Below are 21,779 nucleotides of genomic sequence, written 5' to 3' on the forward strand. Positions count from 1 at the left end.
CGCCCCTACGATGCGCCCCATGTCCCGCACGAGACCAGAGGCCCCGTTCCTCGACGCGATCCGGCGCTCGATCCTCGTGTTCGACGGCGCGATGGGCTCGCTGCTCTACGAGCGCGGGGTGTTCGTCACGCAGAATTTCGAGCAGCTCAACGTCACGCGCCCCGACCTCGTGAAGCGGGTCCACGCCGACTACGTCGCCGCGGGCGCGAACGTCATCGAGACGAACACCTTCGGCGCGAACAGGTTCCGCCTCGAGCGGTACGGGCTCGTCAACGAGGTGCGCAACTTTAACCTCGCGGGCGCGCGCATCGCGCGCGAGATCGCGGGCGGCGACGCGTACGTGGCCGGCTCGATCGGCCCGACCGGGCTCGTGCCCGGCGTGGCCAAGCGCGACGACCTCGCCGCGGCGGCCGCCACCTTCGCCGAGCAGGCGGGCGCGCTCGCCGAGGGGGGCGCGGACCTCCTGGTCCTCGAGACATTCCGCCACCTCGACGAGATCAAGCTCGCCATCGAGGCGGCGCGGCAGGCCGCGCCGGGGCTGCCGGTGCTCGCGTCGATGACGTTCGACACGAGCGGCGTCGTGGCCGACGGCAGCGAGCCGGAGCGCGTCGCCCGGACGCTGCGGGACTGGGGCGTCGACCTGCTCGGCGTCAACTGCGGCGACGGCCCGCAGCTGTCGCTCGCCATGGCGGAGCGGATGGCGACCGCGGGGCTCCCGCTCTGCGTGCAGCCGAACGCGGGCCTGCCCCGCACGGTCGACGGCCGCCTGCTCTACATGGCGACGCCCGAGTACTTCGACGTCTTCGCCCGCCGCATGATCCAGGCGGGCGCGGCGATGATCGGCGGCTGCTGCGGCACCACGCCGGAGCACGTCAAGTGGATGGCCAAGTCGGCCCGCATGCTCCGCGGCAGCGCCGTGCCCGAGGTCACCTCGCGCCCGCACGTCACGATGGACGCGCCCACGGGGAGCGAGCCCACGCCGCTCGGCGAGCGGAGCCCCCTCGCGGCGAAGATCGCCGCGGGCAAGTTCGTGGTCTCGGTCGAGGTGAACCCGGCGCCGGGCCTCAGCCCCGAGAGCGCGCTCAGCGCGGCGAAGATGCTCATCGACAACGGCGTCGACGTCGTGAACGTCGCCGACGGCCCGCGCGCCACCGCGCGCATGACGAACCTCGCCTTCTGCTCGCTCCTGGTCCAGCGCTACGGCATCGAGCCGATCCTGCACGTCTGCGGCCGCGACCGGAACCTCATCGGCCAGATGGCGCACCTGCTCGGCGCCCACGCGATCGGCATCAAGAACCTCGTCATCATCACGGGCGATCCGCCGAAGGTCGGCGACTACCCGGAGGCGACGGCGGTCTACGACCTCGACTCGATCGGGCTGCTCCACATGGCGAGCACGATGAACCGCGGCCTCGACCCGGCCGGCAAGCCGATCCCGGGCGGCAAGACGTCGTTCCTGCTCGCCACCGGGCTCGAGCCCGGCGCCCCGGACCTCGACAAGGAGCTCGCGCGCCTGGAGCGCAAGCGCGCCGCGGGGGCCGACATCATCATGACGCAGCCGGTCTTCCACCAGGATCTCCTCGAGAAGGTGCTGCGGCGCATCGAGCACCTGGGGATGCCGGTGCTCGTCGGCGTGCTCCCGCTCGTGAGCTACAAGAACGCCGAGTTCCTCCACAACGAGGTCCCTGGCATGCAGATCCCGGAGGAGATCCGCGAGCGCATGCGCAAGGTGCCGGCCGGCCCCGAGGCCCGCAAGGAGGGGGTGAAGATCGCCCGCGAGATGCTCTTCTCGGTGCGCGACCGGGTGCAGGGCGCCTACCTGATGCCGCCGCTCGGCAAGTACGAGCTCGCGCTCGAGGTGCTCGACGGCCTCAAGACGAGCTGAGCCGCCCGGCCGCCCGCTCCGGCGCATGCGTTCTTGCTTGCAGCGCCGGGCGCGGCGCGGGGAAACTCGGCCGAGATGCCCCTAGAGTACCGGCTTCATTCGCGCTGCGCCTGCGGTTCCGTGCTCTCGTCGTCCGAGTTCGCGGTCGCCTCCCGTCCCTTCGCGCTCGCCGGGACGAAGCGCGTCTACGAGCGCTCGCGCCCGTTCACGGTCCGGCACATCGCCCTCGATCTCGCGCTCGACGTCGCGGAGCGCTCGATCCGCGGCGCCGCGCGGCTCGACGTGGTCCGCGTCGATCCGGCGGCGCGCGAGATCGCGCTCGACGCCGTCGGCTTCGATCTGGAGTCGGTCGAGATCAGCGCCGGCGCGGGGCGCGCGGCGAAGCCCCGGCGCGGCGCGGGCAAGGCGGCGAGCGGTGCGTTCCAGCCGGCCGAGCACACGTACGACGGCGAGACGCTCCGCGTGGCCGTGCCGCTCGACGAGGCCGAGGCGTCGATCCTGGTCCGGTACCGGGCCACGCCGCGGCGGGGGATCTACTTCCTCCAGCCGGACGAGCACGTCCCCGACCGCCCGCGCCAGGTCTGGACGCAGTGCCAGGACGAGGACGCGCGCCATGTCTTCCCCTGCATCGACAAGCCCCACGTCAAGCAGACGACCGAGCTCCGGGCGGAGGTGCCGCCGGGCTGGTACTGCCTGTCGAACGGCGAGCTCGAGGGCGACGCGAAATCGCAGAAGGCTGGCGTCTTCCACTACCGGCTGGACGAGCCTCACCCGAGCTACCTGTTCACGCTGGTCGCGGGCGAGTTCGCGCGCATCGACGACGCGGCGCTCGACGTCCCGCTCGCGTACTTCGTGCCGAAGGGGCGCGAGGAGGACGGCCGCCGCACGTTCGCGCGCACGCCGGACATGATCCGTCACTTCAGCGAGAAGCTCGGCGTCAAGTATCCTTTCCGCCGCTACGCGCAGGTGGTGGTGAGCGACTTCATCTTCGGGGGGATGGAGAACACGACCGCCACGACGATGTACGAGCACATCCTGCTCGACGAGCGGGCGGCGCTCGACATCTCGTCGGACGATCTCATCGCCCACGAGCTCGCGCACCAGTGGTTCGGCGATCTCGTGACGTGCCGCGACTGGTCGCACGGCTGGCTCAACGAGGGGTTCGCGACCTTCATGGAGCACGTCTATCGGGAGCACCACCTCGGTGCCGACGAGTACGATCACGGCCTGAAGGCCGATCTCGACGCGTACCTGGGCGAGGCGCGGGGGCGCTACCGGCGGCCGATCGTCTGTCAGGACTACGACGCGCCGCTCGACGTCTTCGATCGGCACCTCTACGAGAAGGGCGGGCTCGTGCTGCACCTGCTCCGCCGCGAGCTCGGGGACGCGCTGTTCTGGCGCGGGGTGAGCGCCTACCTGACGCGCCACGCGCGCGGGGTCGTCGAGACGCGGGATCTCGCCCGCGCGCTCGAGGAGGTGAGCGGCAAGTCGCTGGAGCGCTTCTTCGAGCAGTGGGTGTTCCGCGCCGGGCACCCCGAGCTCGACGTGAAGATCGAGCTCGAGGGCGACGAGTGCACCGTGACCGTGAAGCAGACGCAGGCGGCCGGGCAGCACCCCAGCCGGGAGCACGCGCTCCAGCCGGACGCCGCGACGCCGCCGGCGTTCGCGTTCGACCTGGTGCTCGATTTCGGCTTCGCGGACGGCAAGGGCTCGAGCGTGCGCCGCGAGGTGCGGCGCGTGGACCAGCAGGCGCACACCTTCGTCATCCCGCTCCCGCGGCGCCCTCGCTTCGTGGTGGTGGATCCGGACCTCCGGCTCCTCGGCGAGGTCAAGGTCGACGCGCCGGCCGACCTGCTGCGGGCGCAGCTCGCCCACGCGCCGACGGCGCGCGGCCGCATGCTCGCCGCGAAGCCGCTCTCGCGGCGCGACGACCCGCCGACGACGCGGGCGCTCGGGCAGTCGCTCGCCGACGCGAACGAGTTCTGGGGGGTGCGCGCCGCCGCCGCGGGCGCGCTCGGCGCGCTGCAGTCGAGCGCGGCGTTCGCGCTCCTCGAGGCGAGCGCGGGCGTGGAGCACCCGAAGGTGCGGCGGGCGGTCGCGAGCGCGCTCGGCAACTTCCGGTCGGCCAAGGCGGCGGAGCTCCTCGGCAAGCTCGCCCTGCGCGACGCGAGCTACCTGGTCCAGGCGGAGGCGGCGCGGGCGCTCGGGGCCACGCGGCAGAGCTCGGGGTTCGACACGCTGATCGACCTGCTCGACCGCCCCTCGTGGGGCGAGGTCATCCGCTGCGGCGTGATCGACGGGCTGGCCAACCTGCGCGACGAGCGCGCCGTGCCGCACCTGACGGCCCGGACGCGCTACGGCGTCCCGACGCGGGGGCGCCGGGCGGCGATCCTGGCGCTGCCGAAGCTCTCGAGCGATCGGCGGACGCGCGAGCTCCTCGAGGAGCTCCTCGATCAGCCGGATCCGTACCTCCGGGTCGACGTCGCGCGCGCGCTCGGCGATCTCGGCGACGGCCGGTCGCGCGGCGCGCTCCTGCGGCAGCTCGACCGCGATCTCGACGGCCGGGTGCGGCGGCGGATCCGCGAGGTGCTCCGCGATCTCGGCGGGGCGGGCAAGCGCGAGCTGGACCGGCTGCGGGACGAGCTCGAGGCGCTGCGGCGCGACAACGCGGAGATCCGGGCGCGGCTGGGCAAGCTCGAGGCGGCGGGGACCAAGGCCAAGAAGGCGGCCGACGCCAAGTGAGCGAGCCCCTTTGCCGCGCCGCTTCGGTCGGCTAGGGAGGCTCCATGTCGGACGCCTCTCCCGTGAAGCTCGACCGGCGCGGCGCGGTCGCGGTGCTTACCATCGATCGGGCGGATCGCCGCAACGCGCTCTCTCGCGACGCGCTGCTCGCCTTCGGTCGGCTCGGGCGCGAGCTCGTGGACGACCCGGCGGTGCGGGCGATCGTGATCACGGGCGCGGGGGACAAGGCGTTCTGCGCCGGCGCCGATCTCAAGGAGCGGCAGGGCATGAGCCCGGACGACGTCCGCCGGCAGGTGGGGCTGTACCGGACGGAGCTCGGGGTGCTCGCGCGGAGCCCGAAGCCGGTGATCGCCGCGATCAACGGGGTCGCGTTCGGCGGCGGGCTGGAGCTCGCGCTGATCTGCGATCTCCGGGTGGCGGCGCCGCACGCCGAGCTCGCGCTGCCGGAGACGTCGCTCGGCATCATCCCGGGCGCGGGCGGCACGCAGCGGCTGCCGCGGGTCGTCGGCGAGGCGCGCGCGAAGGAGATGATCCTGCTCGGCCGGAAGCTCGCCGCGGCCGAGGCGCTCGCCTGGGGGCTCGTGAACCGGGTGTCGCCCGAGGGGACGCCGGTGGTCGACGACGCGATCGCGTGGATCGAGCCGATCGCGAGCGGCGCGCCCATCGCGCAGGCGGCGGCGCTCCGGGCGATCGAGGACGGCTACGACGTGCCGCTGGATCTCGGGCTCGAGGTCGAGCGGGTGCACTACGACGAGACGCTGCGCAGTGAGGATCGGCTCGAGGCGCTGCGCGCGTTCGCCGAGAAGCGGAAGCCGGTGTACCGGGGGCGGTGACGGCGCGCGCCTCGCCCGCCGCCGCGCGCTGGCTGGGCGGCGCGGCGCGTTCGGCCGCCGTCGTGCTAGCCTTGCCTTCATGGATCCAAAGCCGAGCGGCGCCGCGCTCCTGCTCGCCCCGGCCGCCCGAGGCGGCGCGGCGGCCAGGCTCCCGCCCGCGGAGCCGCCGCGGGCGCGTTTCCCGGCCGTGGACGAGCACCTCGTGACGCCGGAGGTGACACGCGACGAGCTGATCCGCGGGCGCAAGGTCGTCGCCGCGCCGGCGCTGGAGCCGCACGCCGAGCAGCAGGTGCGGCTCGATTTCCTGATCGCGCCGCACCTCCAGCCCGGCTACATCGGCACGGCCGACCTCATCACCCGCGTCAACGAGGGTTCGGATTTCGCCACCGATCTGTCCATCCGCAAGGCGGGGCTCGATCCGGCGACGGGGCGCCGGTACCTGGAGGAGCTCTCGTTCGAGATCGTCAACGAGCAATCGACGCGCGACGTGCGCGAGAAGGCCGAAGATCTCGTCGCCCGGGGCGTGCGCCGCGTCTTCGCCATCTTCGTGAAGCGCGACGGGGTCGCCGAGTGGTCGGCGGCCGAGGGGCGGTTCGTGCCGCTCGCGCCCGACGCGATGATCGAGGATACGTGCCTGGTCCGTCCGGTTCCGGTCCGCGCGTTGCTCGACGGCGCGGCGGCCGAGCGCGAGGTCGTCCGCGCGCTGGAGCGCAAGGGCAACCCGGAGATCGAGGCCATCAAGGCGCGCGAGCGCCAGGTAGCGCTCGACGAGGGGCGGCGCGCGGGGCTCGACGAGGGCCAGCGCGCCGTGCTGCTGCGTCAGCTCCGGGCGCGGTTCGGGGACGTGCCCGAGGCGCGGCGGGAGCAGGTCCTCGCGGCGTCCGGGGAGCGGCTCGCGGGTTGGGCCGAGCGGATCCTGACGGCCGCGACGCTCGACGAGCTCTTCGAGGGCTGACGCTCTCCTCCCTCGGCGCCCGCCGCGACGGGCGCCTCGCAGCATCGTGCACGGCGCTGCCGCGCGCCCTCGCCGCCCGCCGGAGGGAGCGCCGGCGGCGCCCCGCCCTACAGCCCCTCCGTCGGCGGGCGGAGCACCTCGACCTTCCCTTCCAGCCGCTTCGACACCCATACCTTGTTGTCGCGGTCGACGATCACCGCCCCGCAGTCCTCGATCGCCTCGACGAGCGCGAGCCCCTTCTCGGCTCCCAGGATGAACACCGCGTCGTCGACGGCGTCGGCGGTCAGCGCGTCCCTCGCCCAGATGGTCACGCTCCGGCTCTCGGTCGCCGGGAAGCCGGTCCGCGGATCGATGATGTGGTGATAGCGCCTGCCCTCGTTGATGAAGCTCCGCTCGTAGTCGCCCGCCGTCGAGAACGCGCGGTCCTCGACCTCGATCATCGCGAAGTAGTCGTTCGGTCCCTTGCCGCGCGGGTCCCGCACGCCCGCCCTCCACCGCGAGCCGTCCGGCTTCTTGCCGGCGATGTACAGATCGCCGCCGGCCTGCACGAAGAACGACGTCAGCCCCTCCCCGCGCAGCACCCGCGCCGCGGCGTCGACGGCGTAGCCCTTCGCGATCCCGCCGAGGCTCATCCGCATCCCCGGCCGCGCGAGCATCACCGTACGCTGCGCGCGATCGATCCGGATCTGCTTGTAATCGATGAGCGCCCGCGCCCGCTCGACGTCGTCCCTCCGTGGCACGTTGTCGTCGATGTCCTCGTCGAACTTCCAGAGCCCGTGCATCGCCTCGAAGGTGACGTCGAAGACCCCGCCGGAGCGCTCGCTGATCCAGAGGCTCTTCTCGATCACGTCGAGCGACTCCGGGCTCACCGGGGCGGCGCTCTTCCCGGCGGCCGCGTTGACCCGCGACAGCTCGCTGTCCGGCCGCCACGTCGTCATCAGCCCCTCGAGCCTGCGGATCTCGGCGATCGCCTTCTCCAGCCTGGCCCGGATCGCCGCCTCATCCATCGCCGCGCTCGCGTAGGCGGCGAGGAGCAGGTTCGTCCCCATCGCCCTCGCCTCGACCGCGACGCGGGCGGGCTCTGCCCGCGCCGCCGCGCTCGCGTCCGGCGCGGACGCCGCGCTCGAGGCGGCGGGCGGGGCCTCCTTGCGCGCGCGCGGGGCGTCACACGCGGCGAGCGCGGGCGGCGCGAGCAGCGCCGCGAGACCGAGGAGGAGCGAAGAGCAGCGCAGCCTTTGCATTCGAGGGTCCTGACTCCGTGGAGAGCGTGAGCGCGCGCCGGCCTCGCCGCCCGTCGCGGCCGGACGCCGGCGGAGCTCTACCGCCGGCGCCACCATGGCCCAGGCGAGCCGCGCGGATCCAGGGTAGTATCGCCCGCCCATGAGCCTCGACCCGAGCCGCATCCAGCGCGACATCGACGACCTCTCCCCGGAGCTCCGCGAGATCGCCGCGCGCATCCACGCGAACCCCGAGCTCCGGTTCCAGGAGCACAAGGCCGCGGCGTGGATCGCCGAGGCCGTCGAGAAGAAGGGCATCCAGGTCGAGCGCGGGCTCGCCGGCATGCCCACCTCGCTGCGCGCGCGCATCGGGCAGGGCCAGGGCCCCCACCTCGCCATCCTCGCCGAGTACGACGCCCTCCCGGAGATCGGCCACGCCTGCGGGCACAACCTGATCGCGGCGGGCGCGCTCGGCGCCTTCCTCGCCCTGGCCCGGCAGAAGGACGCCGTGGCCGGCACCATCGATCTGGTCGGGACGCCCGCCGAGGAGGGGGGCGGCGGCAAGATCCGGCTGCTCGAGGCCGGCGCCTTCGAGGGCGTCGACGCCGCGATGATGTTCCACCCGTTCGACCGCGACCTGCTCGCCCACGACACGCTGGCCAGCACCTGGCTCGAGCTCCAGTTCCACGGCAAGCCGTCGCACGCCGCGCTCGCGCCGTGGGACGGGAACAGCGCGCTCACGGCCTGCCTCGACACCTTCCGGCTGATCGACGGCCAGCGCGTCCACTTCCGCGATGGCGTCCGGGTGCACGGGTTCATCAAGAACGGCGGCCAGGCGGTCAACATCATCCCGGAGCTCGCGGTGGCCGAGTTCTCGGTCCGCGCCCTCGACACCGAGGAGCTCGCCCGCGTGCGGGCGATCGTCGAGCGCTGCGCCCGCGGCGCGGCCATGGCGAGCGGCGTGGAGCTCACGCTCGTCGACCAGGGCGGCTACAAGAACATGGTCAACAACCGGAAGATGGCGCGCCGCTTCGGCGAGCACCTGCGCGCCCTCGGCCGCTCGCCGCTCGAGATGGACCCCGCCGTCGGCACCGGCTCGACCGACATGGGCGACGTGTCCCACGCGCTCCCCGCCATCCACCCCTGGATCGCGATCTGCGGCAAGGGCGAGACGACGTGCCACCAGCACGCGTTCGCCGCCAAGGCCGCGAGCCCCGGCGGTCAGGACTCGATGCTGATCGCCGCCAAGGCGATGGCGATGACGTGCGCGGATCTCCTGCTCGATCCCGAGCTGCGCAAGGGCGTGCGCGAGGAGTTCGCGCAGCGGAAGGCCGGCGCGAGCGCGGCCTAGGCCTGGGTCAGCCGTCGTCCTGGAGGGGGTTGCCGAGGTCGTCCATGAGCCCGGTCCCCCCCTCGATCGGGATCGCCCGCGCCAGGGCCACCCGCTCCAGCATCACGGACAGCGCGATCTTGTCTCCCACGTCCGGCAGCCAGGTGCGGGACCCGTCCCAGAGATCCAGCCGGATGTTGCTCGACGGCTTGCCTCGCTGGACCGCGCCCGCGCCGCCGGCGCCCGCCTGCGCCGAGGGCACCGACATGCGATCGATCTGCGACCAGGCGAAGCGCCGCACGCGCGGCAGCCCGAACCCGAGCAGCTCGCGCAGCTCGATCCCGTCCGGGTGCACGATCACGCCGCGCATCTGCTCCCGCAGCACCATCGCGAGCGCGCTCACGCACAGGATGATGGCGCACACGCTCGACGGGACGAGCCGGTGGCGATCCCCCTCCACGACGTACTGGAAGATCCGGGAGCTCGAAGGAGCGTTCTGGCCATAGAAGATCACCGCCGAGACGGTGAGGGCGAAGGCAAGGTAAAGCAGCGCCGGGATGCGCTCCTTCATCGGCGGCCCGAACGCGATGCGCTTCTCGGGCCTGTACGTCATGTCAAAGCCGGGAGGTCTGGAAGGACGCGCCATAGATTCATAGTCTACACGGCGGACGACGCGGCGCTTGGGTGCCCCCCTCAGCCCGCTCGCCGCGGGTCGACCGCCGCGCTTCCAAAAATCCATGGTCGGGCGTTCCCGGAAAACCACGGCCCGGCGCTCCCAGAAACCCATTGCCGGGAGATGGCTGAACGGACATGAAGGATCGCCCCGAGGGCGCCTCCTCGGGCCCATCCTGGAGTTTTCCATCCATGCACGACCGCTTCCTGCGCGCCTGCCGGCGTGAGCCGACCGATGTGACGCCCGTATGGTTCATGCGCCAGGCGGGCCGGTACATGGCCGAGTACCGGGAGCTCAGGAAGAAATACACGCTGCTCGAGATCTGCAAGACGCCCGAGCTCGCGCTCGAGGTGACCCTCCAGCCGCTGCGGCTCGGGATGGACGCGGCGATCCTCTTCGCCGACATCCTCTTGCCGCTCGAGCCGATGGGCGCCCCCTTCGAGTTCGCGAAGGGCGAGGGCCCGGTCATCCACGAGCCGGTGCGCGACCGGGCCGGCATCGAGCGGCTCCGCGTGTTCGAGCCCGAAGAGGGCCTCGGTTACGTGCTCGACGCCGTGCGCCTCATCCGCAAGGAGCTGGACGGCAAGACGCCGCTCATCGGCTTCGCCGGCGCGCCGTTCACCATGGCGAGCTACCTCGTCGAGGGGAGTAAATCGAGCGACTACCGGCTCACGAAGCAGCTGATGTGGAGCGATCCCGAGGCGTGGTCGGCGCTGATGGGCAAGATCTCCGAGGTCGTCCGCCGCCTGCTGCGCGCGCAGGTCGCCGCCGGCGCGCAGGCCGTGCAGCTGTTCGACTCGTGGGTCGGCTCGCTCTCGATCGACGACTACCGCGAGCACGTGCAGCCGCACGTGCGCCACATCCTGCGCGACCTCGAGGCGACGGGCGTCCCGGTCATCCACTTCGGCACGAACACCGGGGCGCTCCTCGAGGCGCAGCGCGACGCCGGCGGCACGGTGATCGGCGTCGACTGGCGCACGCCGCTCGACAAGGCGTGGCAGCGCATCGGTTACGACCGCGCCGTGCAGGGCAACCTCGATCCGCTGCTGCTCTGCGCGCCGCGCGCCGTCGCCGAGCGCCGCGCGCGGGCGGTGCTCGCCGAGGCCGGCGGGCGCGCGGGCCACATCTTCAACCTCGGCCACGGCATCATCCCGGAGACGCCGGTCGACACGGTCAAGGCGGTGATCGATCTCGTCCACTCCATCCCGCGCGCGTCGCTGCAGGGCGAGCCCGATCGTTGACGCTGCGCCTCACCCCTCCCGGGGTGATATGGTGCCGCCGCGAGCATGTGCGAGCTCCTCGGGATGGAGTGCAACGTCCCCACCGACATCGTCTTTTCGTTCAACGGCCTCCGGCACCGGGGCGGCCGCACCGGACCGCACGCCGACGGGTGGGGCCTCGCGTTCTTCGAGGGGCGCGCCGCGCGCGTCTTCCTCGACCCGAGCCCCGCGTGCGATAGCCCGCTGGCGCGGTTCCTCGGCGAGACCCCGATCAAGACGCTGCTCGCGATCGGCCACATCCGGCGCCGCACCCGCGGCGACGTCCTGCTCGCCAACACGCACCCCTTCGTGCGCGAGCTCTGGGGGCGCCACTGGGTCTTCGCGCACAACGGCACGCTGCGCCGCGTCCGGCGCCGCGCGCTGGGCCGCTTCAACCCCATCGGCACGACCGACAGCGAGCACGCGTTCTGCTACCTGCTGGAGGGGCTCCGGAGCGCGTTCCCCGGCTACCCGCGCCGGCCCAGCGAGCTGTGGGCGGCGGTCGCGGCGCTCGGCGGCGAGCTCGGCCGGGACGGCACGTTCAACTTCCTGCTCGGCGACGGGCGCCACCTCTTCGCCCGCTGCGGGACCCGGCTCTGCTACATCGTCCGCAAAGCCCCGTTCGGCGTCGCGACGCTCGTGGACGATGACGTCCGCGTCGACTTCTCCGCCGTCACGACCCCGAAGGATCGCGTCGCCGTGGTCGCGACGACCCCGCTCACCGCCAACGAGGCCTGGACCCATGGGCGGCCGGGCGAGCTCTGGGTCTTCGACGGCGGCGAGCTGCGCGCGACGCTCCGGTCGTGAACGACGCCGGCCGGCTCCCGCGCCGGCCCCACCCGCCCAGCAGGGCTCGGGTCGTCAATACCCTCCTTGCGGCCGAGGTCGGTTTCTCGGCACCTGCTCCGGCTGGGCCCGTTGATGCCTTTCGAGGCAAACGGTTCCAGCAGCGACGGAGCATGGCTGCTTGGCGAGGAACGCGCTGCTCCGGGAATCATCCCAGGAGGAAATACGCGACAGCGCCGGGGGTGGAGATGGCCACGGAGCAGCCTGAAATGAAAAACGCCGCGGCGGACCTGGGGGGGGAAGGTCTCCGCCGCGACGCAGGTCTACTCTACGCACCCCGTGTGCCAAGTCAACCAACCGGCGCTGCCCGGGAGAGGGCCGCGCGCTGGCGGTCGCGGCGCGCGCCGCGCTCGGTTCGGTTCTGTTCAGTTCCGCTCAGCTCCGCTCAGTTCCGCTCGTTCCGCTCAGTTCAGCGTTGTGATGCGCCCTGGTTTTGAGGCAGAACTCACAGAGCCTCATGCCCGCAGAACGCGGGCTTGCCAGCCGAACCAACACATCGTGCTCCAGCGAACCATTCTCTCCCCTGCCGGCTCGACCGCTCGCCGGACGGGTGGCGGCGCGCCCGGGAAACGCATAGAGAGAGCCGCATCGACGGCAGCGCGAGCTGCACGAGAGAACGGGGCGGCGCGTCCACTGCGATACAAGCGCACAATGCCCCACAAGGCGCTTCAGCGAGCACAGGCGATGCGGTGCAGAGCAAGCGGCGGTGAGAGGCGGACGGCGTGCGAGGAACAAGCCGAGAGCGTGGAAGGGCGCGACGGAGCGCAGCGGGCGACGTGTGCCGCTGTCGGGTCGGGAAGGCGGAGGAATCACCGAAGACGGCTCCGCCCGGATGGCCGTCTTGACGGGAGTCGGGGCATGTCAGTACGCTTTGACGTTGGGCGAGCTAGGGCATATCGAGCCGTTGGATCGCGACCGAAGAGCCGCGCCCGGGTAGGTTCCGTCTCGGGAAGAGCTCGAACGATGTCGAGGCTAGGTCGCACGACGGGTTGGGCTGAGCGCGCGTGAGTGACTTCGACGAAAAGACTCGTGTAACGCAGGTGGTCCAGCCCCCACCGGGCGGCGGCAGCAAGAACACGACCGACTGCCTGGTCGTGATCTACACGAAGGAGCCCACGCTGCTCGGCAAGCGGTTCGTGCTGGAGCACAACCCGACGCGGGTCGGCCGGGGGGCGGACAACCACATCGTGCTCGACGGCGACTCCGTTTCACGGCGGCACGCCCATTTCGAGCAGCGGCCGAGCGCCTGGATGGTCGTCGACGACGGCAGCACCAACGGGACGTACTGCAACGATGAGCAGATCTCCCGCGAGGTGGTGCTGAAGAACGGAGACCGGGTGAAGATCGGCCCGACGATCTTCAAGTTCCTGTCCGGCGCCGACGTGGAGGCGCAATACCACGAAGAGATCTACCGGATGACCATCATCGATGGTCTCACGCAGATCCACAACAAGCGCTACCTCTACGAGGCGCTCGAGCGCGAGATCATCCGCGGCCGCCGCCACGAGCGCGACCTCGCGATCCTCCTGTTCGACATCGACCACTTCAAGCGCATCAACGACGTCCACGGCCACCTGGCCGGCGATTTCGTGTTGAAGGAGGTCGCGCGCATCGTGCAGAGCCGCATCCGCCGCGATGAGGTCTTTGCGCGGTACGGCGGCGAGGAGTTCGCCATCATCCTGCCCGAGACGTCGATCGAGGGCGCCGCGGCGCTCGGCGAGACGCTGCGGCAGAAGGTCGCGGAGCACCTCTTCGTCTTCCAGGCCGACAGCATCCGCGTGACGATCAGCGTCGGCGTGGCGCTGCTGCAGGAGGGCGATCGCACCGCGAACGACCTCATCAAGCGCGCCGACGAGCGCCTCTACCACGCGAAGAACAGCGGGAGAAACCGCGTCTGCGCCTGAGCTCGGGGCCGCGGGCGCGCTAGATCCCGGCGGAGGAACGACGATGCCGAACAGCGAGCTGCCGCTGCCGGCGGCGCTGGACCCGGACGGCGGCGACGCGCTGCCCGAGATCCTGGTGCCGCCGCCTGGTCCAAGGTCGCGGAGCGCCCTCGAGCGGCTCGAGCGCGTCGAGTGCCCGGCGTTCGGCCGGCGCCGCGAGGCGCGGGCGCAGAAGAGCGGCGCCGAGATGCTCCCGATCGTGCTGTCGCACGGGCGCGGCGCCAACGTCTGCGACGTCGACGGCAACCGCTACGTCGACCTGTGCGCCGGCTTCGGCGCGCTGCTGCTCGGCCACGCGGCGGCGCCGGTGCGGCGCGCGGCGGAGGAGCAGATGTCGCGGCTGACGCTCGCCCTCGGCGACGTGTACTCGGCCGACGTGAAGATCGCCCTCCTGGAGCGCCTCGCGGCGCTGCACCCCGGGCCCTCGCCGATGGCGCTGCTCGGCCAGAGCGGCAGCGACGCGATCACGGCGGCCATCAAGACGGCGGCGCTCGCGACCGGGCGGCCGGGGCTCGTCGCCTTCGAGGGCGCGTACCACGGCCTCGGGTACGCGCCGCTCGCGGCGTGCGGGCTGCGCGAGAGCTACCGGTCGCCGTTCGCGGAGCAGCTCAACCCGCGCGTGACGTTCGCGTCGTACCCGCGCGACGAGGCGGGCGCGGCGCGCTCGCTCGACGCGATCGAGGCGGCGCTGCGCGGCGGCGAGATCGGCGCGATCCTGCTCGAGCCGATCCTCGGGCGGGGCGGCTGCGTCGTCCCGCCCGACGCGTTCCTGGGCGCGGTCTGCGACGCGGCGCACCGGCGCGGGGCGCTCGTGATCGCCGACGAGATCTGGACCGGCCTCGGCCGGTCGGGGGCGATGACGCGCACCGGGGCGATCGGGGCGCCCGCGGACATCCTCTGCTTCGGCAAGGGGCTCGGCGGCGGGCTCCCCATCTCCGCGTGCGTGGCGCCGGAGCCGATCATGCGCGCGTGGGCGCGCGAGGCCGAGGTGGTCCACACCTCGACGCACTCCGGCTCGCCCCTCGCGTCGAGCGCCGCGCTCGCGACGCTCGACGCCCTGGACGCAGGCCAGCTGGCCGCGCGCTCGCGCGACGTGGGCGCGCGCTTCCAGGAGGCGCTCCGGCAGGCGCTGCGGGGCCGAGCGGGCGTCGTCGACGTGCGCGGCGCCGGGCTCATGGTCGGCGTGGAGCTCGAGAGCGCAGAGCTCGGGCTGCGGGCCATGCGCGGGATGCTGGCCGAGGGTTACCTGGTCCTCACGGGCGGGGTGCGCGGCGAGACGCTGACGCTGACGCCGGCGCTCACCACACCCGAGGCGCTGCTGTCGACCGCGGCCGGCGCGCTGGCCCGCGTGCTTTCGTCCTAGGCGCGCGCGGCGCGTGCTATCCCGGTCGCGTGGGACGCGTGGGACGCGTGGGACAGATCGATCAGAGCGAGGCGCTGCACCGCCGCGCGCGGGCGTTCATCGAGGCGTCGCTCCTCCAGGACAGGGCGGGCTCGCCCGGCGCCGGCCGAGCGGCGGCGGCCTCGCTTCAGCAGGGCGAAGGCGCGGCGGACGCCGCGCTCCCGGAGACGTTCGACGCGCTCGCGATCGCCCTCGCCCGGCGCCAGGCCGCGCGGTGCGCGCCGGTCGCCCGCCTCTTCAAGGCGCGCGGCGCGGACGTCGACACGATGCAGCGCGCGGAGCAGATCCCCGCCGTGCCGTGCGACGTCTTCCGGTTCGCGCGCGTCGCGGCCCACCCGGCCGAGGCGGACGAGCGCGTCTTCCGCACGAGCGGGACCTCGCTCGGCGCGGCGTCGCGCGGCGAGCACCCGTTCCGCACCACCGCGACGTACGAGCTCGCCGCGGTCGCCTGGGGCGAGCGCCTCCTGTGGCCCGACGGCGCGCGGCTCCGCGCGATCGTCCTGGCGCCGCCGCTCGACGAGGTCCCGGACTCGTCGCTCGGGTTCATGATCGATCGCTTCGCCGCGCGCCTCTCGGGGCCGGCGAGCTGGCACGTGCGCGGCGGGGAGCTCGACGCCGCGGGGTTCGCCCGCGCGTGCGCCGAGGCGCGCGCCGCGGGCGAGCCGGCCATCGTGCTCGGCACCTCGTTCGCGTTCGTCCACCTGCTCGAGGCCGGGCTGCCCGAGGGCGCGACGCTGCTGCCCGGCGGCAGCCGCGCGATGCAGACCGGCGGCTACAAGGGCCGCTCGCGGGAGGTGCCCGCGGAGGAGCTGCGGGCGTCGATCGCGCGATCGCTCGGGGTGCCGCTCTCGCACGTCGTCGGCGAGTACGGCATGACGGAGCTCTCGAGCCAGCTCTACGAGGGCACGCTCGCGGCGGCGCTCGCCGGCAGGCCGGGCCCCGCGCCGGGGATCTACCTCGCGCCGCCCTGGACGCGCGTCACCGCGGTCGACCCCGGGACGCTCGCGCCGCTGCCCGCCGGCGAGATCGGGCTCGCGCGGATCGTCGATCTCGCGAACGTCGACTCGGCGGTGGCCATCCAGACGGCCGATCGCGTGCGCGTCACCGACGAGGGCGTCGAGCTCCTGGGCCGCGCGTCCGGGGCGCCGCCGCGCGGCTGCTCGATCGCGATCGACCAGATGCTCGGCGGCGGCCCGTGAGGGACGACGGCGCGGCGCGGCGCCGCCGGGTCGAGCGCGTGGTCGCCGCGGCGGCGCGGATCGCGGACGCGCGCGACCCGCTCGGCCGGGAGGCGCGGCGGCGGCTGCCCGAGACGAGCGGCCTCTCCCCCGAGGGCGTGGAGCTCGCGCTCGGCCGCCACCTCGAGATCGCGCCGAGCAGCGGCGAGCTCGACGCGCTCGTGGCGACCGCGGGGCGCGCGCGCCGCTGCCACGTCGTGCTCGCCGCGAACGTCTGCACGGCGCCGCTGCGGGCCATCGCCGTCGCGGCGGCGACGGCGCCGGAGGTCCTCGTGCGCCCGTCGCGCCGCGATCCCGTCGTCGCGGAGCTCCTCGTGCGCGCGCTCTCGGCCGACGAGGGCTTCGCGCGCGACGGCGGCGCCATCTCCCTGGTCCCGGACGTGGCGCTCGGGGACGCCGGGGCGCAGGCGGCGGGCGAGGAGCCCCGCGACGGCGCGCCGCGCGCCGAGCTGCACGTCTACGGCTCGGATCAGACCGTGGCGACGCTGCGCGCCCAGGCCGGGCGCGGCGTCCTCGTGCGCGGGCACGGCGCCGGCCTCGGGCTCGCCGTCGTCGGCCCCGACGCGCGCCTCGCCGAGGCGGCGCGCGACATCGCCGACGACGTCGTGCCGTTCGATCAGCGCGGCTGCCTGTCGCCGCGCTTCGTGCTGGTGGAGGGCCCGGCCGAGCGCGCCGAGGCGCTCGCGCGCGCCCTGCACGAGGCGCTCGCGGCCGCGGGCGCGCGCGTCCCGCGCGGGCCGCTCGACGGCGCTGCGCGGGCCGAGGTCGCGATGTACCGGGCCACCCTCGAGGCCGTGGGCTCGTTCTGGGAGGGCGAAGGGCACGGGGTCGGCGTGGATCCGGCGCCGCGGTCGCTGTTGCTGCCGCCCGCGGCGCGCGTCGTCCACGTGGCGGCGAGCGGCGCCGGCGCGGCTGCGGCGCTGCTCGCGCCGATCCGCGGCGCGATCACCGCGATCGGGGCCGGCGGCGGCGGCGATCTCGCGCGCGCCGTGTCCGCCGCGGCCCCGCGCGCCCGGGTCGCGGCGCTGGGGTGGATGCAGCGCCCGCCCCTGGACGGCCCGGTCGACCTGCGGGCGCTCTGACCTCCGCGACCGGCCGCGCGCGGCGGGCGGACGGCGCGCCGGCAGCGCGCGCGTCGCGCCGCGGACGCGGCCTCGGCCGCGGCGCGATCCGGGCGCGCTCGCGTGCGAGGTGCGCTCGAGCGACGGTGTGTGATAGCGATCGTCGTATGTCGTCGCGCACCGATGATCCGAAGGCGACCCACCCGCCCACGGAGCTCGAGGCGATCGCGAGCCCGCCCGCGGCGCCGCTCGACGCGGAGCGCGCGCGGGAGGGGCTCGTCGACGGTGGATCGCCGGACGAGCGCCACGCGGACGCGAGCTCCCCCGCGCCGAGCGATCCGGCCGGCGGCTCGGCCCGCGCCGCGGAGGCCGACGGCGAGGCGGAGCTCGAGGGCGAGGACGCGCCGCCGTCGGTCACCTCCGCCAGGATCCACGTGCGCCGCGACGAGCGCCTCGATCTCGTCATCGAGTACCTGGCCTTCGTGGCGAAGCCGATGCCGCTGTCGCTCCTCCTCGACGAGGCGCCGCAGCGGATCGCCGCCATCCTCGGCGCCGACGTGGCGTCGCTGTACCTGCTCGAGGGCGACGGCGACGAGCTCGTGCTGCGCGGCAACGTCGGCTTCCCGCGCGAGGCGCGCGGCACGGTGCGGCTCTCGGTCGGGCAGGGCATCACGGGCATGGCGGTCGAGTGCTTGCGCCCGATCTCGGTCGTCCAGGCGACGGAGCACGAGCGCTACCGCGCGTTCCCGGAGCTCCGCGAGGAGCGGTTCCCGGTCTTCCTGGCGGCCCCGATCCTCGGCAGCGGCCGCCCGCTCGGCGCCCTGGTCGTGCAGCGGGCGGGGGATCGCGCCTTCACGGCGCGGGACGTCGAGCTCCTCATGGCCCTGACGGCTCCGATCGCGGCCGGCGCGCGCCACGCCCAGGTGCTCGACGAGCTGCGCGAGCGGCGGCGGCGCACCGGCGGGGGCACGCGCAAGGTCACGCTGCCGGGGCTGCCCGTGGTCCCGGGTCGCGCGCTCGGCGCCATCGCGGCCCTGCGGCGGCCGGCCAGCTCGTCGCTCGGCCCGCAGCGGGGCCACGGCGATCCGAAGCTCCTGCGGCTCGCCTTCGACATCGCGGAGAAGGCGCTCGTCGAGCTCCACGCCCGCGCGGCGGAGCGGGGCATCGCGCAGGACGCGGCGTTCCTCTCGACCTACCTCCTGATGATCGGCGACGGCCGCCTGCGCGCGCGCGCCTTCGAGCTCGCGGCCGGCGGGCGCACCGTCGCGCAGGCGCTCGGCACGGTCGCCCGCGAGGTGGCGCGGGCCGCCAACGGGATCGTCGGCGACCCGTTCTTGCAGGACCGCGCCCGCGACATCGAGGACCTCTGCGACGCGCTCCTGATGCTGGCGACCCCGGACGCCCGGGCCGAGCTCCCGTCGAAGGCGGTCCTCGTGGGCGACCAGCTGACCGTGTTCGATCTCCTGATCTCCGCCCGGGCCAACCCCGTCGGCGTCGCGCTCAGCGAGCGGTCCGGGCCGCGCTCGCACGTGCTCCTCCAGCTGCTCGACGTGCCGTCGATCGTGGATGTGGCCGGCGCGTTCCGCTGGGCGTCGCCGGGCGACGTCGCGCTGCTCGACGCGGACCACGGCTTTCTGGTGATCAACCCGTCGCGGGCCGAGGTCGCGACGGTCCGCGCGGCGCGGCGCAAGGGGCCGCCGCTGCCCGGGCCGGCGCCGGACGACGACGGAGAGGACGAGCCGGCGGGCTGAGCACCGGCCGGGGCCGGTGCTCGCGGCTCAGCGGCTGGGCTGCGCGGCGGCGGCCGGGTCGGCCGGCGGCGTTCCCTGGGCGCTCTGGAGCTCCTTCTTGGCGCGCCAGTTCGCCAGGCGCTTCGTGTCGCGTCGCTTCTTCTTGGCTCTCACTGCGGGCTTCTGCGGCATGGCCGGGGGTATAGCCGCTCGAGCCCCTCGAGGGAACCCCGTACCGCGGTCGCCGCACCTCCGGCGGGCCGCGGGGCGTTGACGCCTCAAGGCGCCCGCCCCATGACCGCTCGTCCAATGAACGTCCGTCTCGTGCATGAGTTCCGCTTCGAGGCCGCCCACCGCCTCCCCAAGGTGCCGCAGGGGCACAAGTGCGCGCGCCTCCACGGTCACAGCTTCAAGATCGAGGTCGCGATCCGCGGCCCCGTGAACGAGGAGACGGGGTGGTTCATCGATTACAGCCACCTCTACGAAGCCTGGGCGCCCCTCCACGACCTGCTCGATCACAACTACCTGAACGAGGTCCCGGGGCTGGAGAACCCGACGAGCGAGGTGCTCGCCCGGTGGATCTGGAACCGCCTCGCGCCGTCGCTGCCGTCCTTGAACCGGGTCACCGTCTTCGAGACCTGCGACGCCCGCTGCGAGTACGAGGGCGACTAGGTCGATGAAGACGCTCGTCTGCCGCTGCGAGGACGTCACCCTGCACGAGCTCGAGGCCGCGATGGAGCGCGGCTACAAGGACATCGAGTCCGTCAAGCGCTACACAGGCTTCGGCACCGGCTGGTGCCAGGGCAAGTGGTGCCTCGCGCTCTGCGCGCGGCTCATCGAGGAGCGCGGGGGCGACGTCCAGAAGCCGATCACGCCGCGGCCCCCGTACCACCCGGTCTCGCTCGCGGCGCTCGCCGGGCTCGACGCGCTCGGCCTCCGCGGCGGCGGGCACGAGCGCTAGCGCCGGCCGCGCCGCCCCCGCGCGCCCGTCGCCGGCGCCCCCGGGCCCGGTCGTCAGCCGAGCGGCCGCCGGGCGCTCGCGCACCCGACGTTCACGGTCAGCTCGAAGACGCCCTCGGACCAGTACTTCGAGACCGCGTGGTGCAGGTACGCGAGCATCGAGTCGATGATCTGCGGCTCGAGGTCGAGCATCGCCGTCGCTTCGGGGATCACCATCAGCCGCGAGATCGGGTCCTCGAGGAACTCGCGCCCGCTGTCGAACGACACCGCGATGAGCTGGACGTCGACCTCGACCTCGTCGAACCCGGCGTCCTCGATCTCCTCGGCGATGGTCTCGAGCGTCGGGCGGCTGGCGGAGGCGGCGTCGACCGCCGCGCCGAGCTCCGACAGGTCCTGCTTGAGCGCGCACTCCCGCGCGATGTCGGCCACCTCCGGGAACGAGCCGCGCAGCGGCAGCGCGATGAGCGCCTGGCCGCCGGGGACCAGCACCCGGCGCAGCTCGGCGAGGAGCTGCGCCCGCTCGCTCGGGCGGCAGACCGGGTGCAGCGTGAACGCGTGGGTGAAGCTCGCGTCCGGCAGCGGCGTGGGCAGGGCGTCGGCGAGCACGTAGCTCGCGTTCATCCCGGAGAACAGCGCCGCCTTGGCGCGCGCGAGATCGAGCGCGGCGGCGGACCCGTCGAGCCCCACGAGCGTCGCGCCGGGCAGCTTGTCGGCCACGATCGCGTCGGGGAAGCCGCTCCGACAGCCGAGGTGGGCGATGCGCGCCGCCTCCGAGGGCAGCAGCATGTCCACCGCCAGCGAGGCGAAGAACGAGATGTAGCGCGGGACGACCGCGTGCTCGAACAACACGGCGTCCGCCGCGCTCAGCGGCGGGCCGATCATCAGGCGACCCCGTCCTCTTCCTCCTCGTCGTAGGGCGCGAGGAGGCCGAGCGCCTCTTCGGCGAGCTCGCCGATCGTGACCTCCGACGTCGCGTCGTCGCCGCCGTCGTCGGCCAGCTCGACCGTGCGCATGTCGCCGATCAGCGGCTGGATCAGCGGCGCGTGCGCCGGGTCGCCGATCTCGACCAGGGTCTCGATCGCCGCCGCCACCGCGTCCGGATCCTTGTGGCCGAGGAACTGGCCGAGCAGCTTCGGCACGCCCGGCTCCGGCACCTCGGCGATGAGGTACGGCAGCTCCGGCAGCGCGGACGACCCGACCGGCAGCCGCTTGAGCGCCCGCTCGATCGCCTGCGCGACCTCCTTGAAGCGGTCGTAGGCGAGCGACTCGATCTCCTCGCCCGCCGCCTGCCGCGCCTCGGGGTGCTCCGAGGCGAGCACGTCGATGAGCGCGTCGAGCGCGCGCGGGCCCTCGTGCTCGCCGAGCAGCGACGCGATGCGCACCAGCCGGAGCGCCGCCTCGTCCTCGTCGTTCTCGCGCGTCGCGCTCGCGATCGCGTCCGTGAGGACGTCCAGCAACGCATCGCCGGGCATGGCCGCCAGATCGTCGTGGAGCCGGCGAGCCGTGCGCTCCGCGTCGAACAGCTTGTTCAGGGTCGTCTCGATAGCTTGGCGATTTTGCACGAAGAGGAGCTATCAACAGCGCGCCGCCTCCGCAAGCCGGCAGGCAGCAAGGGCCCGTTCCCCGCGGATTCCCGTCCACGGCGGGCGCGGCCACGCCAGCCCGGCGCTACCGCATCGCGCTCGCCTGCCGCGCCGCGCGCGAT

19 protein-coding genes are annotated in these 21,779 nt (G+C 73.7%); 14 read left to right on the top strand and 5 right to left on the bottom strand.

What is annotated here, in order from left to right:
- The first annotated feature begins 19 nt into the window (after positions 1–19).
- From WMF33_RS44730 to WMF33_RS44745, 4 genes are all read left to right on the top strand, one after another.
- Positions 20–1,885: a bifunctional homocysteine S-methyltransferase/methylenetetrahydrofolate reductase gene (locus tag WMF33_RS44730; protein WP_437316091.1), complete on the top strand. Its 1,866-nt coding sequence runs from the start codon at positions 20–22 to the stop codon at positions 1,883–1,885.
- 120 nt (positions 1,886–2,005) lie between these two features.
- Positions 2,006–4,627: a M1 family aminopeptidase gene (locus WMF33_RS44735; protein WP_437334301.1), complete on the top strand. Its 2,622-nt coding sequence runs from the start codon at positions 2,006–2,008 to the stop codon at positions 4,625–4,627.
- A gap of 44 nt (positions 4,628–4,671) precedes the next feature.
- Positions 4,672–5,460 (top strand): enoyl-CoA hydratase-related protein, encoded by a 789-nt coding sequence (locus tag WMF33_RS44740; protein WP_437334302.1) that lies wholly within the window; start codon positions 4,672–4,674, stop codon positions 5,458–5,460.
- 79 nt (positions 5,461–5,539) lie between these two features.
- Positions 5,540–6,415 carry a hypothetical protein gene (locus WMF33_RS44745; protein ID WP_437334303.1) on the top strand — a complete coding sequence of 292 codons (876 nt, stop codon included), beginning with the start codon at positions 5,540–5,542 and terminating at the stop codon, positions 6,413–6,415.
- A 107-nt stretch (positions 6,416–6,522) separates the two neighbouring features.
- Here the strand turns inward: WMF33_RS44745 and WMF33_RS44750 are convergent, their stop codons facing one another.
- The gene (locus WMF33_RS44750; RefSeq protein WP_437334304.1) at positions 6,523–7,656 is read right to left on the bottom strand and encodes an FAD:protein FMN transferase; all 1,134 of its coding nucleotides are present in this window, start codon (positions 7,654–7,656) and stop codon (positions 6,523–6,525) included.
- 139 nt (positions 7,657–7,795) lie between these two features.
- Here WMF33_RS44750 and WMF33_RS44755 point away from each other — a divergent pair, with 139 nt between their 5' ends.
- A complete protein-coding gene (locus WMF33_RS44755; protein ID WP_437334305.1) occupies positions 7,796–8,983 on the top strand; it encodes a M20 family metallopeptidase in 1,188 nt (395 codons plus the stop codon).
- Positions 8,984–8,990: 7 nt separating this feature from the next.
- Here WMF33_RS44755 and WMF33_RS44760 read toward each other — a convergent pair whose 3' ends face one another.
- Complete coding sequence (locus WMF33_RS44760) at positions 8,991–9,575, bottom strand: hypothetical protein (protein ID WP_437334306.1); 585 nt, start codon at positions 9,573–9,575, stop codon at positions 8,991–8,993.
- Positions 9,576–9,826: 251 nt separating this feature from the next.
- On the opposite strand from WMF33_RS44760, the gene hemE reads away from it, so the two are divergent.
- The 7 genes from hemE to WMF33_RS44795 all read left to right on the top strand — a co-directional run bounded on the left by hemE (position 9,827) and on the right by WMF33_RS44795 (position 19,135).
- On the top strand, positions 9,827–10,876 hold the full coding sequence (hemE, locus tag WMF33_RS44765) for a uroporphyrinogen decarboxylase (protein ID WP_437334307.1): 1,050 nt from the start codon (positions 9,827–9,829) through the stop codon (positions 10,874–10,876).
- A 45-nt stretch (positions 10,877–10,921) separates the two neighbouring features.
- Positions 10,922–11,701 (top strand): class II glutamine amidotransferase, encoded by a 780-nt coding sequence (locus WMF33_RS44770; RefSeq protein WP_061623269.1) that lies wholly within the window; start codon positions 10,922–10,924, stop codon positions 11,699–11,701.
- A 1,043-nt stretch (positions 11,702–12,744) separates the two neighbouring features.
- On the top strand, positions 12,745–13,644 hold the full coding sequence (locus WMF33_RS44775) for a GGDEF domain-containing protein (protein ID WP_020741151.1): 900 nt from the start codon (positions 12,745–12,747) through the stop codon (positions 13,642–13,644).
- Positions 13,645–13,687: 43 nt separating this feature from the next.
- Positions 13,688–15,046 (top strand): aminotransferase class III-fold pyridoxal phosphate-dependent enzyme, encoded by a 1,359-nt coding sequence (locus tag WMF33_RS44780; protein WP_437334308.1) that lies wholly within the window; start codon positions 13,688–13,690, stop codon positions 15,044–15,046.
- Between the two features lie 47 nt (positions 15,047–15,093).
- A complete protein-coding gene (locus tag WMF33_RS44785) occupies positions 15,094–16,284 on the top strand; it encodes an acyl-protein synthetase (protein WP_437334309.1) in 1,191 nt (396 codons plus the stop codon).
- On the top strand, positions 16,281–17,405 hold the full coding sequence (locus tag WMF33_RS44790; RefSeq protein WP_437334310.1) for an acyl-CoA reductase: 1,125 nt from the start codon (positions 16,281–16,283) through the stop codon (positions 17,403–17,405). The genes WMF33_RS44785 and WMF33_RS44790 overlap by 4 nt, the downstream gene beginning before the upstream one ends.
- A gap of 146 nt (positions 17,406–17,551) precedes the next feature.
- Positions 17,552–19,135, top strand: a complete 1,584-nt coding sequence (locus WMF33_RS44795) for a GAF domain-containing protein (RefSeq protein ID WP_437334311.1) — start codon at positions 17,552–17,554, stop codon at positions 19,133–19,135.
- Positions 19,136–19,162: 27 nt separating this feature from the next.
- Here the strand turns inward: WMF33_RS44795 and WMF33_RS44800 are convergent, their stop codons facing one another.
- Positions 19,163–19,288, bottom strand: a complete 126-nt coding sequence (locus WMF33_RS44800; RefSeq protein WP_257792751.1) for a hypothetical protein — start codon at positions 19,286–19,288, stop codon at positions 19,163–19,165.
- A gap of 135 nt (positions 19,289–19,423) precedes the next feature.
- Between WMF33_RS44800 and queD the strand changes: the two genes are divergently transcribed.
- A complete protein-coding gene (queD, locus tag WMF33_RS44805) occupies positions 19,424–19,786 on the top strand; it encodes a 6-carboxytetrahydropterin synthase QueD (RefSeq protein WP_061621487.1) in 363 nt (120 codons plus the stop codon).
- Positions 19,787–19,790: 4 nt separating this feature from the next.
- Positions 19,791–20,075, top strand: coding sequence for a (2Fe-2S)-binding protein (locus WMF33_RS44810; RefSeq protein WP_061621488.1), 285 nt, complete (start codon positions 19,791–19,793; stop codon positions 20,073–20,075).
- Positions 20,076–20,128: 53 nt separating this feature from the next.
- Here the strand turns inward: WMF33_RS44810 and WMF33_RS44815 are convergent, their stop codons facing one another.
- Entirely contained in the window at positions 20,129–20,956 is an 828-nt protein-coding gene (locus tag WMF33_RS44815) for a class I SAM-dependent methyltransferase (RefSeq protein ID WP_061621348.1), read from the bottom strand.
- A complete protein-coding gene (locus WMF33_RS44820; protein ID WP_437334312.1) occupies positions 20,956–21,636 on the bottom strand; it encodes a HEAT repeat domain-containing protein in 681 nt (226 codons plus the stop codon). The genes WMF33_RS44815 and WMF33_RS44820 overlap by 1 nt, the downstream gene beginning before the upstream one ends.
- Positions 21,637–21,779 lie beyond the last annotated feature (143 nt).

Source organism: Sorangium sp. So ce394, from assembly GCF_051474665.1.
In the GTDB taxonomy this organism is placed as follows: Bacteria; Myxococcota_A; Polyangia; order Polyangiales; family Polyangiaceae; genus Sorangium; species Sorangium cellulosum_D.

Bases quoted from the DNA above. Each gene is read 5' to 3' on its own strand.
- WMF33_RS44730 (WP_437316091.1), top strand. From the start codon at position 20: ATGTCCCGCACGAGACCAGAGGCCCCGTTCCTCGACGCGATCCGGCGC.
- WMF33_RS44740 (WP_437334302.1), top strand. From the start codon at position 4,672: ATGTCGGACGCCTCTCCCGTGAAGCTCGACCGGCGCGGCGCGGTCGCG.
- WMF33_RS44745 (WP_437334303.1), top strand. From the start codon at position 5,540: ATGGATCCAAAGCCGAGCGGCGCCGCGCTCCTGCTCGCCCCGGCCGCC.
- WMF33_RS44750 (WP_437334304.1), bottom strand. From the start codon at position 7,656: ATGCAAAGGCTGCGCTGCTCTTCGCTCCTCCTCGGTCTCGCGGCGCTG.
- WMF33_RS44755 (WP_437334305.1), top strand. From the start codon at position 7,796: ATGAGCCTCGACCCGAGCCGCATCCAGCGCGACATCGACGACCTCTCC.
- WMF33_RS44760 (WP_437334306.1), bottom strand. From the start codon at position 9,575: ATGACGTACAGGCCCGAGAAGCGCATCGCGTTCGGGCCGCCGATGAAG.
- hemE (WP_437334307.1), top strand. From the start codon at position 9,827: ATGCACGACCGCTTCCTGCGCGCCTGCCGGCGTGAGCCGACCGATGTG.
- WMF33_RS44770 (WP_061623269.1), top strand. From the start codon at position 10,922: ATGTGCGAGCTCCTCGGGATGGAGTGCAACGTCCCCACCGACATCGTC.
- WMF33_RS44780 (WP_437334308.1), top strand. From the start codon at position 13,688: ATGCCGAACAGCGAGCTGCCGCTGCCGGCGGCGCTGGACCCGGACGGC.
- WMF33_RS44795 (WP_437334311.1), top strand. From the start codon at position 17,552: ATGTCGTCGCGCACCGATGATCCGAAGGCGACCCACCCGCCCACGGAG.
- queD (WP_061621487.1), top strand. From the start codon at position 19,424: ATGAACGTCCGTCTCGTGCATGAGTTCCGCTTCGAGGCCGCCCACCGC.
- WMF33_RS44810 (WP_061621488.1), top strand. From the start codon at position 19,791: ATGAAGACGCTCGTCTGCCGCTGCGAGGACGTCACCCTGCACGAGCTC.
- WMF33_RS44815 (WP_061621348.1), bottom strand. From the start codon at position 20,956: ATGATCGGCCCGCCGCTGAGCGCGGCGGACGCCGTGTTGTTCGAGCAC.